Genomic DNA, 14,159 nt, shown 5'->3' with positions numbered 1-14,159 from the left:
ATCTTCGTTTCCGTCTCCGGACACGTCTGCGTACACGTCCGCCTACGCAGCCGGGTACTCACGTCACACCTCCGGTCACTCTTCGAACGCCTGTCGGGTTCGCCCCGTAGGCTGACGGCCGTGTCAGATGCGCCGATCGGGATCTTCGACTCCGGGTTCGGTGGGCTCACCGTGGCCCGCGCCCTGCTCGACCAGCTCCCGCACGAACCCGTTCTCTATCTCGCCGACACCGCGCGGTACCCCTACGGCCAGAAGAGCATCGCCGACGTACGCAAATACGCCCTGGAGTGCCTGGACCATCTGGTCGACCAGGGCGTCAAGCTGCTCGTCATCGCCTGCAACTCCGCCAGCGCCGCCGTGCTCCGCGACGCCCGCGAGCGCTACTCCGTACCCGTCGTCGAGGTGATCTTCCCGGCGGCCCGGAGGGCGGTGGCCGCCACCAGGTCCGGCCAGGTGGGGGTGATCTGCACCCGGGCGACCGCGACGTCGCTGGCGTACGACGACGCGTTCGCGGCGGCGCCGCACATCACCCTGCACACCCAGGCCTGCCCGCGGTTCGTGGAGTTCGTCGAACGCGGCCTCACCGCCGGCCCGGAGCTGCTGGCCGTGGCGCACGACTACCTCGACCCGCTGACCAAGGCCGGAATCGACACTCTCGTCCTGGGCTGCACGCACTACCCCCTGCTCACGGGCGTGATCTCCTACGTCATGGGACCGGAGGTCACGCTGGTGTCCAGCGCGGAGGAGACCGCGAAGGACGTCTTCGCGAAGCTGGTCCGCAGCGGCGGCGAACGCAGCCCGGAGCTGGCGCCGCCGCGGCACCGATTCCTGACCACCGGCGACCCGGACGCCTTCATGCAGATCGGGGGGCGGTTCCTGGGACCGGAGATCACGTTCGTGGAGGAGATGGCGTGAGGCTCACCGTTCTGGGGTGTTCGGGTTCGTTTCCCGGGCCGGGCTCGCCCGCGTCCGGTTACCTCGTGGAGGCGCCGCACGAGGGGCGTACGTTCCGGCTCGTCCTGGACCTGGGCAACGGCGCGTTCGGTGCCCTGCAGCGGTACGTCCCCGACTACGACGTGGACGCCGTGGGGGTGACGCACCTGCATCCCGACCACTGCGTCGACCTGTGTTCCTACTACGTCGCCTGCCGCTACCACCCGCGCGGCCGCCGCGGCCGGGTGCCGGTCTACGGGCCGTACGGCACCGCCGACCGGCTGGCGGTGATGTACGGCCTGCCGCTGGACCCGGGGATGCGGGACGTCTTCGACTTCCGTGCCTGGGTGGACGTCGAGCCGACCAAGATCGGACCGTTCGTGGTGTCGGTGGCCCCGGCGCGGCACCCGGTCGAGGCGTACGCCGTGCGGCTGGACCACGACGGCCGGTCGCTGGTCTACACCGGCGACACCGGGCCGAGTCCCGAGGTCGCGGAGCTGGCCGCGGGCGCAGACCTCCTGCTCAGCGAGGCGACGTTCCTGCACGGTGCGGACAATCCGCCCGACCTGCACCTCACCGGGCGGCAGGCGGGGGAGCACGCCCAGGCGGCCGGTGCGGGACGGCTGGTGCTGACCCACGTCCCGCCGTGGTACGACGGGCAGCGGATGCTCACCGACGCCCGCGCCGCCTACGCAGGCCCGCTGGAGCTGGCCAGGCCAGGCGCGGTGTACGACATCTGAGGCGGACATCCGAGCTGCGTCCCGGGCGGCGCCCGGGCGACATCGGGAGCGTGCGCGTCGCGGCCCGCGAAGACTGTCGGCCCGGGTCGGTAGGGTCTGGCCCATGACGAGCATGACGAGAGTTGACGGCCGTTCCGCCGAGCAGTTGCGACCGGTCTCGATCACCCGGGGCTGGCTCGACCACGCCGAGGGGTCGGTCCTGGTCGAGTTCGGGCGCACCCGGGTCCTGTGCGCGGCCAGCGTCACCGAGGGCGTGCCCCGCTGGCGGCGCGACTCCGGCGAGGGCTGGGTCACGGCCGAATACGCCATGCTGCCCCGCGCGACCAACACCCGCAGCGCGCGTGAGTCGGTCAAGGGCAAGATCGGCGGCCGCACGATGGAGATCTCCCGCCTGGTCGGGCGTTCCCTGCGGGCCGTGATCGACCACGCCGCCCTGGGCGAGAACACCATCGTGCTCGACTGCGACGTGCTGCAGGCCGACGGCGGTACCCGCACCGCGGCGATCACCGGGGCCTACGTCGCCCTGGTCGACGCGGTGCGGCACCTGGAGCGCAAGGGCGCGCTGAAGGGGCAGGCGCTGATCGACTCGGTGAGCGCGGTGTCGGTGGGTGTCGTGGGTGGTGTGCCGATGCTCGACCTGTGTTACGAGGAGGACGTCCGCGCCGACACCGACATGAACGTCGTGATGACCGGTGACGGGCGCTACGTCGAGGTGCAGGGCACGGCCGAGCGGGAGCCGTTCGACCGCAAGCTGCTCGACGGACTGCTGGAGCTGTCGGCCATCGGGTGCGCCGAGCTCACCCGAGCCCAGTCGGAGGCGCTCGCCTTCGATCTGCCCGGCGGGTCGGCGCGGTGAGGCGGCGGTGACGGCGACCGGAACCGCCATGGGCAACGGCACCCGGCGGCAGATCGTGCTGGCCACGCACAACCGCAAGAAGCTGGCCGAGCTCGACCGGATCCTGAGCCTCCAGCTACCCGACGTCGAGGTGCTCAGCCTGGACGACGTGGCCTCCTACGACGAGCCCGCCGAGACCGAGCCCACCTTCGCCGGCAACGCGTTGCTGAAGGCCCGCGCCGCGTTCGCCCATTCGGGGTTGCCCGCGGTCGCCGACGACAGCGGCCTGTGCGTCGACGCGCTCAACGGCATGCCGGGCGTGCTCTCGGCCCGGTGGTCGGGCGTGGACAAGGACGACGCCCGCAACAACGCGTTGCTGCTGGCGCAGCTGGCCGACGTGCCCGCCCAGCGCCGGGGCGCGGCGTTCGTCGCCTGTGTGGCGCTGGTCCTGCCCGGCGGCCAGGAGCACGTGGTCGAGGGCCGGGTCGCCGGCACCGTCGCCACCGAGCCACGCGCCGACGGCGGGTTCGGCTACGACCCGCTGTTCGTGCCCGAGGGCGGCACCCGCACGTTCGCGCAGATGTCGGGGGAGGAGAAGGACGCGGTGAGCCACCGCGGCCGGGCGCTGCGCGAGCTGGTCCCGCTGCTGGCGGTCCACCTGCCCGACCCGGCCGGCGCGTAGTCCGGCCGGCGCGGGTATCCAGCCTGCGAAGTTGTTCAGCCGGTAGGGGAGTCACCCGGCGAGCCGGTGCGGACGCGCCCCGTGCGGTCGGCACCCGCGCGGATGCGGAGCAGGATCCACAGCGCCTCGACACCGTCCCGCCAGGTGAGCTTCTTGCCCTCGGCGCGGCTGCGCGCGGTGTAGGAGATCGGCACCTCGTAGGGCCGGTAGCCGGCGCGCAGCAGTTTGCCGGTCACCTCGGCCTCCATGCCGAAGCCCGCGGAGCGAACCCCGAGCCGACGGTAGAGCTCCAGCGGCATCAGCTTGAAGCAGGTCTCCAGGTCGCGGATGTAGCAGTTGAACAACATGTTCGCGAACGTCGTCACGGCCCGGTTGCCGAGCACGAACCAGAACGAGAACGACGTGTGACTGCTGAAGGTGCGGGTGCCGTAGACCACCTCGGCCTCCCCGTCGACGACCGGGCGCAGGAGGCTCGGGATGTCGTTCGGGTCGTACTCCAGGTCGGCGTCGCAGATGGTCAGGTGTGTCCCGGAGGCGATCGCCGCCGCGGTCGCGATGGCCGCGCCCTTGCCGCGGTTCACCTCGTGACGGTGGACCACCACCCGGGGGTCGTCCACCGCGGCGAGCAGGTCGGCGGTGCCGTCGGTGCTGCCGTCGTCGACGACGACGACCTCGACGTCACAGGGGTAGTCGACGTCGAGGATCCGCTTGCGGACCAGATCGAACGTCGCCACCTCGTTGTAGACAGGGACGAGGATCGAGAGCTTCACGGGGGCTTCTCCACGCGGGCCAGGGCCGGGTACGCACGGCGTACTCGACGGGATGCGACGGATGCGACGGGATGCGACGGGGCAGGCGGGTGTGGCAGTGCGACGGGGACCGGGACGTCGGGGAAGCGTTCGCGGGAGAAACCATGCCTGCTGGTGCGAGAGAAGGGACTCGAACCCTCACGCCCAAAGGCACCGGATCCTAAGTCCGGCGCGTCTGCCAATTCCGCCACTCTCGCCTGCCGGCCCACCCGCGGCGGCCCAGTCTACGGGCCGGCCCCGGGTGGACCGGGTAGGCCTCACACTCCGAGTTCGCGTCGCAGCCGGGCGACGTGACCGGTCGCCTTGACGGCGTACTGCGCGATCTCGATCCGGCCCTCCTCGTCGACGACGAAGGTCGAGCGGATCACGCCGGTGATGGTGCGGCCGTAGGACTGCTTCTCGCCGTAGGCTCCCCACGCCTGCAGCATGGTCTTGTCCGGATCGGACAACAGCGGGAACGTCAGGCCCTCCTTGGCCACGAACTTCGCCAGCTTGGCCGGGGCGTCCGGGGAGATGCCGAGCACGGTGTAGCCGGCGGCTGCCAGCGACTGCAGGGAGTCGCGGAAGTCGCAGGCCTGGGTGGTGCAGCCGGGGGTCATCGCGGCGGGGTAGGCGTACACGATCACCTTCTGGCCGCGCAGGTCCGACAGCGTGACCGGCTTGCCGTCGGCGTCGTCGAGGGTGAAGTTGGGTGCGGTGTCGCCGGGGTTGAGTCGGGGAGCGGGTGCCACAGGTCCTCCTGGTCGGCGTACGGACGGACCTGCCGACGCTAGTTGCAAATCATTCGCATGTAAGAATGCGAGGCGCAACTCAAGGGGCGGCAGGTTGCCTCATCATCCCCCAGCCGAGAGGAGGATCCCGGTGCACGTGCCCGACGGATTTCTGGACGCGCCGACGTCGATCGCCACCGGCGCCGTCGCCGCGACCGCGGTGGCGGTCTCCCTCCGCCGTGCCCGGCACGAGCTGGACGACAAGACCGCGCCGCTCACCGGGCTGGTCGCCGCGTTCGTGTTCGCGGTCCAGATGCTCAACTTCCCGGTCGGCGCCGGCACCAGCGGGCACCTGCTCGGCGGGGCGCTGGCCGCGATACTCGTCGGGCCGTGGACGGCGGTTCTGTGCATGACCGTGGTCCTGCTCGTCCAGGGGCTCTTCTTCGCCGACGGCGGCATCACCGCTCTCGGCACCAACATCACGCTGATGGGCATCGTCACCGTGGTCGTCGGCTGGGCGCTGTTCCGGCTCACGCTGCGGTTCCTGCCGCGCCGCCCGGCCTCGGCGGCACCCGCGGCGTTCGTCGCCGCGCTGGTCTCGGTGCCGGTGGCCGCGTTGTGCTTCGTCGGCCTGTACGCGGTCGGCGGCACCGCCGACATCTCGCTCAAGGCCGTCTTCGCCGCCATGGTCGGCTGGCACGTGCTGATCGGGCTCGGTGAGGCGGCGATCACCGCGCTCACGGTCGGCAGCGTCATCGCCGTCCGCCCCGACCTGGTGCACGGCGCTCGCCCGCTGCTCGCGGCCCGTGAGCTCACGGTGCGGGAGCCGCGCCCGCTCGTCACGAAGGGGGACCGGCCGGCATGAGCACACCCGACAGCCAGCACGACAGCCGGCACGACAGCCGGCACGACGAGAAGGACGGCGACCGGTCCGTCGGCAGGCGGCGGCCCCGCACCCGAGTGGTCGCGCTGGTGGGTCTGCTCGTCGTGCTCGCCCTCGCCGGCGGGGTCAGCTACTACGCCTCGGCCAGCCCGGACGGGCTGAACAAGGTCGCCGAGGACCACGGCTTCGCCTCCACCGCGAAGGACAGCCCGACCCGGCACTCGCCGTTCGCCGACTACGGCGTCCGCGGCATCACCGACGGCCGGGTCTCCACCGCGGTGGCTGGGGTGGCCGGCGTGGCCATCGTGCTGGCCCTGGGCACCGGAGTCGCGCTGGCCGTCCGCCGCCGCGACCGGCGCGCCGCATCCGACGGGAGGCGCTGACGTGGCCTCGGGCCACACCCACCTGCTGCACCTGCACGGCCACTCGCCGGTGCACCGGTTGCCCGCGCACTGCAAGCTGCTCGCGCTGGTGACGTTCGTCCTCGTCGTGGTGGCCACGCCGCGTACCGCGTTCTGGGCGTTCGCCGGCTACGCCGTCCTGCTGCTCGCCGTCGCCGCCGTCGGCCGGGTGCCGCTCGGTTTCCTGGCCCGGCGGGTCGTGGTGGAGACGCCGGTGATCGTGTTCGCCGTACTCCTGCCGTTCATCGCCCAGGGGCCGCGGGTGGACGTGGCGGGGCTGGCGCTGTCCCAGTCCGGCCTGTGGTCGGCGTGGAACGTCCTCGCCAAGGCGACCCTCGGCGTCGTCGGCTCGATCCTGCTGGCCGCCACCACCGACCAGCGCGACCTGCTGGCCGGCCTGCAGCGGCTGCGGCTGCCCAACCAGCTGGTCCAGATCGCGACGTTCATGGTGGGCTACCTCGACGTGATCACCGGTCAGCTGGGCCGGATGCGGATCGCCCGGGCTGCCCGCGGCTTCGAGCCCCGGGGGCTTCGGTCCTGGCCGGTCCTGGCCCGGTCGGCGGGCACGCTGTTCATCCGTTCCTACGAACGCGGCGAGCGGGTCCACCTGGCGATGCTGTCGCGGGGGTACGCCGGCTCCCTGCCGGTCCTGTCCGAGGACCGCACCCCACCGGCGGCCTGGGCCGCGGTGGCTGCCCTACCGCTGTGCGCGCTCCTCCTGGCTGTTGGTGCATGGTGGACCTCGTGACGACGACACCCCGGGCCACGCGGCCGGCGACCCACCCGGCCACCCGGCCGGTGCTGGCGGTCAGTGGGCTGGCGTTCGCCTATCCCGACGGTCACCAGGCGTTGTACGGCGTCGACCTCACCGTGCACGCCGGCGAGCGGGTCGCCATGCTCGGGCCCAACGGCGCGGGCAAGACGACGCTGGTGCACCACCTGAACGGCATCCTCGAGGCCGGGCGGGGTTCGGTGCACGTCGACGGGCTGCTCGTCGGCAGGCCGACGCTGACCGAGGTACGCCGCCGGGTGGGCGTGGTGTTCCAGGATCCCGACGACCAGTTGTTCATGCCCACGGTGCGCGACGACGTGGCGTTCGGCCCGGCCAACCTCGGCCTGCGCGGCGCGGAACTCGCCACCCGGGTGGAGGAGGCGCTGGCCGCGGTGGGGATGGGTGACCACGCCGATCGTCCGCCGCACCACCTGTCGTTCGGGCAGCGGCGCCGGGTGGCGGTGGCGACGGTGCTGGCGATGCGGCCGTCGGTGCTCGTCCTGGACGAGCCGTCCAGCAACCTCGACCCGGCCAGCCGCCGCGAGCTCGCCGAGATCCTCACCGGCCTGGACGTCACGGTGCTCATGGTCACCCACGACCTGCCGTACGCGCTGCAGTTGTGCGACCGCGCGGTGATCCTGGACGAGGGCACGATCGTCGCCGACGGGGCGACGGTCGACCTGCTCGCCGACGCGGACCTGATGGCCGCGCACCGGCTGGAGCTTCCGTTCGGGTTCGACCCGGTACGTGCCAACGTCGCGCGAGCGGGGTAGCCATCTGGAAGACTGGCATGATCTCCGGTAGGTGTTCGGAGATCTGCAGGTGGAACCACCGCGGGGCCGACGTGATCGGAAAGGACCACCAGTGAGCGATTCGACCAGACCGGCGCTTCCTGACCAGCGGGCTGTCAGCAACGGCACCCACCGTGCCCATTCGGGCCCACGCACCGCGGCGCAGATCGAGGCCGACCTCGCGGCGACCCGCGACTCCCTGGCCAACACCGTCGACCTGCTGAGCTCACGGGTGCAGCCCAAGGCGCTGGCCGCCCGGGTCACGGCCAAGGCCAAGAGCTTCGTCGTCAACCCCGACGGGAGCCCGCGCACCGAGCGGCTGCTCACGATCGGCGGCGGCGTGGCCGGCGCGGTGGGGGCGCTGACCCTGCTCCGCTACGTCGTTCGCAAGCGTGGCTGATCCGGTCACGGCCACCTGACGACCACCTGGCGATCACCCGTCCATCGACTGCCGGCCACCCGCCGACCAGGGCCGGATGGCTCGACGATCCCGTGGTGACCATGGCTCCGGTGCCGTCCCCCGTGGCGTCTGCGGGGGCGGCGCCGTAACCTCTCATGACGTGACTGACTCCCACGCCGCGCGGCTGCAGGCCGAGAAACTGCCCATCCGCATGCTCCACGACCGGGTCCTCGTCTCGATGGACTCCGACAGCGGCGAGCGCCGGTCCTCGGCGGGCATCGTGATCCCGGCCACCGCCCAGATGGGCAAGCGGCTTGCCTGGGCGCGGGTGGTGGCGATCGGCCCGCACGTGCGCACGATCGTGGTCGGTGACCGGGTGCTGTTCGATCCGGAGGAGCGCGCGGAGATCGAGGTCCGGGCCGAGGCGTACGTCCTGCTGCGGGAGCGCGACATCCACGCCGTCGCCTCCGAACGCCTCGAGGACGACTCCACCGGCCTCTACCTCTGACCGCCTCGCGCAACCGGCCGCCGCGATGCCCGACCAACCGGACCAGCCCGATCAGCACGGCCGGCCCGACCCGTCCGGCGATCAGCGGGGCCGCTCCGGCCGGCGACCAGGTGAGCGGATCGTCCGGCGCGGCGAGACGATCGTCGGCGAGGTGGCGCACCGTTCGCGGGAGTCGGTGCGTGCCCGTGCGGGACGGCTACGCCGGGCCCTCGTGCCGATCATCCAGTCGGCCGCCGCGGCCGGCATCGCGTGGGTCATCGCCACCAAGCTGATCGGGCACCAGCAGCCGTTCTTCGCCCCGATCGCGGCGGTCCTGTCCCTCGGCGTGGCGCTCGGGCAGCGGCTGCGCCGCGCGTTCGAGCTCGTGGTCGGGGTCGCGCTCGGCGTGCTCGTCGCCGAACTCCTCATCGGGGTGATCGGCCGGGGTGGGTGGCAGATCGCCCTGGTCGTGTTCCTCGCCATGTGCACCGCGGTGCTCGCCGGCGGCGGGCCCGTCCTGGTCAACCAGGGTGCGGCGTCGGCCATCCTGATCGTCGCCCTGGTACCCGCGAGCGCGGCCGCCACCTCGTCCGCCCCGACGGCGCGGTTCGTCGACGCGCTCGTCGGCGGCACGGTCGGTCTGCTCGTCAACGCGCTGCTGCTGCCGATGAATCCCATCCTGCTGGCCCGCCGGGCCGCCAACAGCGTGCTCGACGAGCTCGCCGACGTCCTGGGCGAGATCGCCGCGGTGCTGACCGACCGGGATGCCGAACGTGCCCTGGAGACGCTTCGCCGCGCCCGCAGGATCGAGGGGCCGATCGAGGAGTTGCGGGACGCCGTGGGTGCCGGCAGCGAGATCGCCCGCATCGCCCCGGTGCGTTGGCGTACCCGCGGTCATCTGATGCAGTACGTCGACGCGGTCGATCACCTCGACCACGCCGTACGCAACGTTCGGGTGCTGGCCCGCCGGGCGGTGGTGGCGATCCAGCAGAACGAGCAGGTCGACCCGGGCCTGCCGGTGGCGATCCGCCGGCTGGCCGAGACGACCCGCACGCTGCGCAACGAACTGGCCAAGGGTGCGGACACCCGGGCCACGCAACGCGGGCTGGTGGACGCGGTCGAGCTCGCCACCGCCTCGGTCGGGACCGGCTTCTCCGGCAACGTGATGGTGGCGCAGATCCGTTCGGCCGCGCATGACCTGATGCGCGCCGCCGGGCTGGAGTCCGACGAGGTGGACGAGGCGTTCGGCCGCCGCCCGCCGCCGGAGTCGGCCGAGTCGACGGACTAGTCGAACTAGTCGGACGACCCGGGGGAGCCGGGGGAGCCGGGCGGGCCGGAGGCCGGTGAGGGGTGCGCGTGCCCGGTGGTGCGCCGTCCGGTCCGGGGAGTGGGATGTTGCGAGGATCCCGCCCCGGCGCCGTTGGAGCCGGGGGACGGGGTGGCCGAGCCGTTCGCGGTCGCGGTGCCGTTCGCGGTCGGGCTCGGGCTCGGGGTCGCGGTCGGGCTCGCGGACCTGGCGGGCGGGTCCATCCGGGCGGACAGCCCGTGACGTCGGCTCAAAGCCAGCAGACTCCGCCCGGCGTACAGGCGCAGCGGCCGGCCGTGCGCGTAGTCGTAGGCCTGGGGTTCCAGCCCGGCCGTGGTGAGCAGCAGGCCCTCGGCGGCGTGGTGACGGCGTACGGCCGATCCCAGTGCGCGTACCTCCGCGGTGTCGATCCTTCCGCCGCGCCGGCGCACGTGGACGACGGCCTGTTCGGTGCGCCCCCCGGTGGTACGCCGGGCCAGGTAGCTGCCGGAGTCCTGGGAGAGCTGCGTGAGCTGGTAGCCCATCCGCTCCAGCAGCCGCTCCATCAACCGCTCGAACTCCTCCGGTGGCGCGGCCAGCAGGTTCGGTCCCTTGGTCGAGGCGACGACGAGGTGTGGGTCGGCCAGTTCGTACGGCAGGACCGGGGAGACGGCGCTGAGCTCGTCCGGGAAGTCCGACACCCGCGCGCCGAACCGGCCACGGACCTCGCCCAGCGGATCGTCCAGGTCGTCCAGGGAAAGGCGCGCGAACTGCCGGCGGGACGCGCTCAGGCTGATCAGGCAGACCGGCTCCTTCGGCTCCTTCGGATCCGCGGACCTCTTCGCAGCCTTCTCCGCCCTGGCCGGCGCCTTCTCCGGCGCCCGCTCTGCCGCCTTCTCTGTCGCCTTCTCTGGCGACCGCTCGGGCGGGTGCCCGGGGCCGCGGTCGGCGCCGGGGGCGACCACGCCGTTGAAGACCACGGTCTGCACCAGGTCGCCCGGGTCGGCGGACAGGGCGACGTGCACGGCCCGGATCGCCAACTGCGCACAGACAGCGTCGTACACCTTGCGTACCTCCGAGATCGGACGCCACCGGTGCACTCCGACCGACTTCGTGGACGGGTTGTAGCGGAACTCCCGTTCGCGAGGCACCACGTCGACGCCGGGAAGCCGCCACTCCACCAGCAGCAGCCGCGACTCGGGCACGTAGCCGAACCGGTGACCGCGCGGGAAGCCGGCCGGGCGGGACGCGAACGGCGCGAAGATCCTGGCGTAGTAGTCGCAGACCGCCTCCGGGTCGCCGGTGAGTACCCGGTCGCGGAAGCGGTCGATGCCGGCGTTGTGGGCGAGAACCCGCCGCCGGTCGGGTGCGCTGGCTTCGTGGTGTGCTCTGGCGCGTTCCTCGATCCGGGCCAGGCGAGCGGCCTCCTGCTCGCGGTAGCGCTCCAGCGCGGAGGTGTACGCCTGCTCCGCCGCCGCCAGCGCCACCTGCCGGCGGGACTCCTTGGTGAGCAACCGGCGCAGCCGCCCGGTCCGGGGAGCGAAGTCGGCCCAGGTGGGTACCGGTGCGGGTACGGCGTCCGCCCCGAGGTCGAGGAACCGAACCCGCTCCTTCTGGGCCTCGAAGTCCAGCGGTGCCACCGCGCGCGGCATCGTGGCGCGCAGGACGAACCCGAGCTTCTGGACGCGTTGCTCGACTCCCTCGGTGCGCACCGCCGCGTCCTCGCGCATCCGCTGCTCGTCCAGCTCGGCCCGCAGCCGCTCCCGCGCGGACGCGGCACGTCGGGTACGCCAGTTGCTGGGTCGCCGAAACTGGGGTCGTTGGCGTGGCACGGCGCGCTCCCTCGTCAGTGGGTCCTACCTCGCGGTGCGGGTGTCAGGCTGAGCCGAGGGTCCGGGCGGCGGTCGCCTGGTGTCGTCTGGTCCTTCGCGGGGTCGCTGCCGCTTCCGATCACGCAGGGTCCATACCTTGTAACACCCGACCCGGAACCTGGCAAAGGTCTGTCACAGTGCTCAGTCCGGCCTGACCTTCGCGGCCGTACGGCGCACGAGTGCGGGACCGACCGGGTGCGCTGTCCGGTTTGGATCTCTTCTGCCCGAATCCGCGCGGCCGCTCGGACTCCCGGGAGGCGACGGTTCCCGTCCGTACGCCGTCCGCCGGGCACTCCCGGGGCGGTACGACGCGGTGGAAAGTTGGCCGAACTGGCCATGCGGGGGGATGGCGGGCAGGGGAGGGGGCGGTGCGAAGTCAGGGGCGGGGCCGAGTCGGGGTCAGCGGCAGTGCTCGGTGAACTTCACCATCGTGAAGCGGACCGGCTGCCCGTGCAGCCTGGTGCCGGCGGCCGGCGACTGCGCGCAGATCCGCCAGTTGCTCTCCAGCAGCGCCGCCCGGCCCGCACCGGTGCCGTCCACCTCCTCGATGCCGGTGTCGGGCGGAAGGGCCGCACGGGCCACCGCGAGCGAACGGCCGCGGAAGTCCGCCATCGTCGTACTCACCCGTATCGGCCGGCGGCCCTGGTCGCCGGCCGGGCAGCGTTCCTCCAGGCGTACGGCGCCAAGGTCGATCGGGGAGTCCTTGGCCCACCGGCCCGGTGCGGGCGCCTGGCCGCAGACGCGCCAGGACCGGTCCAGGATCTGGTGGCGCCCGCGGCCGAGTGCGTCGTGGGAGGTGAGGTTCTCGAACCCGGCGCCCCGGGCCGCTTCCTGTGCCGACTGCAGCCCCATGCCGACGAGGTTGGGCAGCAGCGTGCCCGACGAGCCGGGGCCGGCCCTGTGGGCGCGATGGGCCGGGGTGGCGCCTGCGGCGGACTTCGTGCCGTCAGCCGGCTCGTGACGGCGGGCGTCGCGAGGTGCGTTCGTCGCCGCCGACGACGTGGGCGTCTGCCCCGGGCCGGGTGCGGCGGGCCGGTCGTCGGCGCAGGAGGTGAGAACCGCGCAGAGGATCAAGGCGCCCGCCGCGGCCGCGAGGGTGATCCCGGTACGCCGCGGGGTGCGCGTCCGGGCGAGCGTACGAAGCCGCGGCGGATCCGTCGGCGACGTGCTTGCCGGCCTGCCGGTCATGGTCGCCCCCTCCCCGCCGGAACGGGCCCGAAAACCGGGCAGAGCAATGGTGGGTTGACATGGGTGCCGGTGTCGATCCGCCGATCCTCTCGGTTCCGCCGATTACCGCGAATTACCGCCGATTCATTCCGATTCCTCTCTCTACGGACCGGAGAAGGGTCACCGGGAAACCGTAAAAGGGTGGTGGTTCGGGGCGGGTGTCGACACGTACCATCAGCGCGTGGAATTCGCCCTGCACAACCGCAGCCGGTTCGGTGTGCTCGTGCGCATTCTCGGGGTCGCGGCCGCCTGTTATGCGAGCAGTTGGCTCGGTGTGCACAGCCCACTCGGTGGCGGTGTCGCCAGCCCCCTGTGGCCGCCGACAGGGGTGGGCCTGGTCGCGTTGCTCGTGCTCGGCCCGCGGGTCTGGCCCGGGATCACCATCGGCGCCATGGCCATGGCGATCTCTCCGGAGGCAGCCCTGCCCGCGGTAGCCGCGATCACCATCGGCGCGACCCTGACGTCCGTGCTCGGCTACCTGCTGCTGGACGCGGCGGGCTTCCGGCCGGAGTTGCCCAGACTGCGCGACGTGCTCGTCCTGGTGGTGCTCGGGGGAATCGCCCCGACGGTGGTGGGCGCGACCGTGGTGGTCTGCTCCCTGCAGGCGAGTGGTGCGCTGACGGCCGACTTCGGCACGATCTGGTTGATCGAGTGGATCGGTGACGCCCTCGGCGTGCTCGTGGTCGCGCCGTTCCTGCTGATGGTGCTTCGCCTCCGCTGGCCCCAGGTGTTCCGGCCCGCACGCTGGCTCGAGGCGACGGTGCTGTTCGCGGCCATGGTGACCCTGTTGGTGCTGACCTTGCGGGCCGACGAGCAGTTGCTGTTTCTCACGTTCCCGTTCGTGGTGTGGGCGGCGTGGCGTTTCCAGTTGGCGGCGGCGACGGCATGCGCGCTGGTGGCGACCACCCTGGCGTTCTATGCGGCCTCGCGGGGAATGGGTGCGTTCGCGTTCCACAGCGACCTGTCCAACATCCTCACGCTGCAGTCGTTCGCCGCGGTGGCGGCGCTGACCGCACTCGTCCTCTCGGTGACCGTCGCCGCCCGCAACGAGGCGCGTGCCCACGTGGAGGAGGTCGCCGTCCAGCTCGCCGCGGCCGTCCACCAGCTCGACCGGCGGCTGCGGGTGCAGCCGGGGGCCGACCGGCCGGCGAGTCCGGAGCGCGGAAACCCGGACCCGGCCCAGCCGAAAACGACCTAGCCCATGCATTGTCGGGTGGCACGGAATCTTTCCACGGAAAAGTGCGGCAGTGGGGAAGTCTGTCCCCGAATACGGACTGACAACCATGAGGTCCCGCGCCGGAGGAGCCGAATTGTCGACGACCGATGGGCGTAC

General features: G+C 72.3%; 16 protein-coding genes and 1 tRNA gene. 12 read left to right on the top strand and 5 right to left on the bottom strand.

Going from position 1 to position 14,159, the window contains the following annotated elements:
- Positions 1-120: 120 nt before the first annotated feature.
- The 4 genes from murI (at position 121) to rdgB (ending at position 3,190) form a co-directional block, all read left to right on the top strand.
- Positions 121-915 (top strand): glutamate racemase, encoded by a 795-nt coding sequence (gene murI, locus FHR37_RS16035; RefSeq protein ID WP_092880744.1) that lies wholly within the window; start codon positions 121-123, stop codon positions 913-915.
- Positions 912-1,673: an MBL fold metallo-hydrolase gene (locus tag FHR37_RS16030; RefSeq protein WP_092879831.1), complete on the top strand. Its 762-nt coding sequence runs from the start codon at positions 912-914 to the stop codon at positions 1,671-1,673. The genes murI and FHR37_RS16030 overlap by 4 nt, the downstream gene beginning before the upstream one ends.
- A 112-nt stretch (positions 1,674-1,785) precedes the next feature.
- Positions 1,786-2,529 carry a ribonuclease PH gene (gene rph, locus FHR37_RS16025; protein WP_092879828.1) on the top strand — a complete coding sequence of 248 codons (744 nt, stop codon included), beginning with the start codon at positions 1,786-1,788 and terminating at the stop codon, positions 2,527-2,529.
- A gap of 28 nt (positions 2,530-2,557) precedes the next feature.
- Positions 2,558-3,190, top strand: a complete 633-nt coding sequence (rdgB, locus tag FHR37_RS16020) for an RdgB/HAM1 family non-canonical purine NTP pyrophosphatase (protein WP_092880742.1) — start codon at positions 2,558-2,560, stop codon at positions 3,188-3,190.
- A 35-nt stretch (positions 3,191-3,225) separates the two neighbouring features.
- On the opposite strand, the gene FHR37_RS16015 is transcribed toward rdgB, so the two are convergent.
- From FHR37_RS16015 to bcp, 3 genes are all read right to left on the bottom strand, one after another.
- Positions 3,226-3,960: a glycosyltransferase family 2 protein gene (locus tag FHR37_RS16015; RefSeq protein WP_092879825.1), complete on the bottom strand. Its 735-nt coding sequence runs from the start codon at positions 3,958-3,960 to the stop codon at positions 3,226-3,228.
- A 151-nt stretch (positions 3,961-4,111) separates the two neighbouring features.
- Positions 4,112-4,196: transfer RNA gene (locus tag FHR37_RS16010), tRNA-Leu, on the bottom strand.
- 60 nt (positions 4,197-4,256) lie between these two features.
- Positions 4,257-4,730, bottom strand: coding sequence for a thioredoxin-dependent thiol peroxidase (gene bcp / locus FHR37_RS16005; RefSeq protein WP_092879823.1), 474 nt, complete (start codon positions 4,728-4,730; stop codon positions 4,257-4,259).
- Between the two features lie 136 nt (positions 4,731-4,866).
- Between bcp and FHR37_RS16000 the strand changes: the two genes are divergently transcribed.
- The 7 genes from FHR37_RS16000 to FHR37_RS15970 all read left to right on the top strand — a co-directional run bounded on the left by FHR37_RS16000 (position 4,867) and on the right by FHR37_RS15970 (position 9,731).
- Positions 4,867-5,574 carry an energy-coupling factor ABC transporter permease gene (locus FHR37_RS16000; protein ID WP_237768515.1) on the top strand — a complete coding sequence of 236 codons (708 nt, stop codon included), beginning with the start codon at positions 4,867-4,869 and terminating at the stop codon, positions 5,572-5,574.
- Positions 5,571-5,975, top strand: a complete 405-nt coding sequence (locus FHR37_RS15995) for a PDGLE domain-containing protein (protein WP_175542288.1) — start codon at positions 5,571-5,573, stop codon at positions 5,973-5,975. The genes FHR37_RS16000 and FHR37_RS15995 overlap by 4 nt, the downstream gene beginning before the upstream one ends.
- A 1-nt stretch (position 5,976) precedes the next feature.
- A complete protein-coding gene (cbiQ, locus tag FHR37_RS15990; protein ID WP_092879820.1) occupies positions 5,977-6,741 on the top strand; it encodes a cobalt ECF transporter T component CbiQ in 765 nt (254 codons plus the stop codon).
- A complete protein-coding gene (locus tag FHR37_RS15985) occupies positions 6,738-7,538 on the top strand; it encodes an energy-coupling factor ABC transporter ATP-binding protein (protein WP_237768514.1) in 801 nt (266 codons plus the stop codon). The genes cbiQ and FHR37_RS15985 overlap by 4 nt, the downstream gene beginning before the upstream one ends.
- A 91-nt stretch (positions 7,539-7,629) precedes the next feature.
- Entirely contained in the window at positions 7,630-7,956 is a 327-nt protein-coding gene (locus FHR37_RS32515; RefSeq protein WP_092879815.1) for a DUF3618 domain-containing protein, read from the top strand.
- 211 nt (positions 7,957-8,167) lie between these two features.
- Positions 8,168-8,464: a GroES family chaperonin gene (locus FHR37_RS15975; RefSeq protein WP_237768554.1), complete on the top strand. Its 297-nt coding sequence runs from the start codon at positions 8,168-8,170 to the stop codon at positions 8,462-8,464.
- 25 nt (positions 8,465-8,489) lie between these two features.
- Positions 8,490-9,731: an FUSC family protein gene (locus FHR37_RS15970; RefSeq protein ID WP_092879809.1), complete on the top strand. Its 1,242-nt coding sequence runs from the start codon at positions 8,490-8,492 to the stop codon at positions 9,729-9,731.
- A 5-nt stretch (positions 9,732-9,736) separates the two neighbouring features.
- Here the strand turns inward: FHR37_RS15970 and FHR37_RS32510 are convergent, their stop codons facing one another.
- Together FHR37_RS32510 and FHR37_RS30940 are read right to left on the bottom strand one after the other, a co-directional pair.
- Positions 9,737-11,560 (bottom strand): restriction endonuclease, encoded by a 1,824-nt coding sequence (locus FHR37_RS32510; RefSeq protein WP_139238762.1) that lies wholly within the window; start codon positions 11,558-11,560, stop codon positions 9,737-9,739.
- Positions 11,561-11,998: 438 nt separating this feature from the next.
- Positions 11,999-12,787, bottom strand: coding sequence for a PASTA domain-containing protein (locus FHR37_RS30940; protein ID WP_202817855.1), 789 nt, complete (start codon positions 12,785-12,787; stop codon positions 11,999-12,001).
- 220 nt (positions 12,788-13,007) lie between these two features.
- Between FHR37_RS30940 and FHR37_RS15955 the strand changes: the two genes are divergently transcribed.
- The gene (locus tag FHR37_RS15955) at positions 13,008-14,024 is read left to right on the top strand and encodes an MASE1 domain-containing protein (RefSeq protein WP_175542287.1); all 1,017 of its coding nucleotides are present in this window, start codon (positions 13,008-13,010) and stop codon (positions 14,022-14,024) included.
- Positions 14,025-14,159 lie beyond the last annotated feature (135 nt).

The sequence above is a fragment of the Actinopolymorpha cephalotaxi genome, assembly GCF_013408535.1.
GTDB classification, from domain to species: Bacteria; Actinomycetota; Actinomycetes; order Propionibacteriales; family Actinopolymorphaceae; genus Actinopolymorpha; species Actinopolymorpha cephalotaxi.
This window is presented reverse-complemented; position numbering and strand designations above follow the sequence as displayed.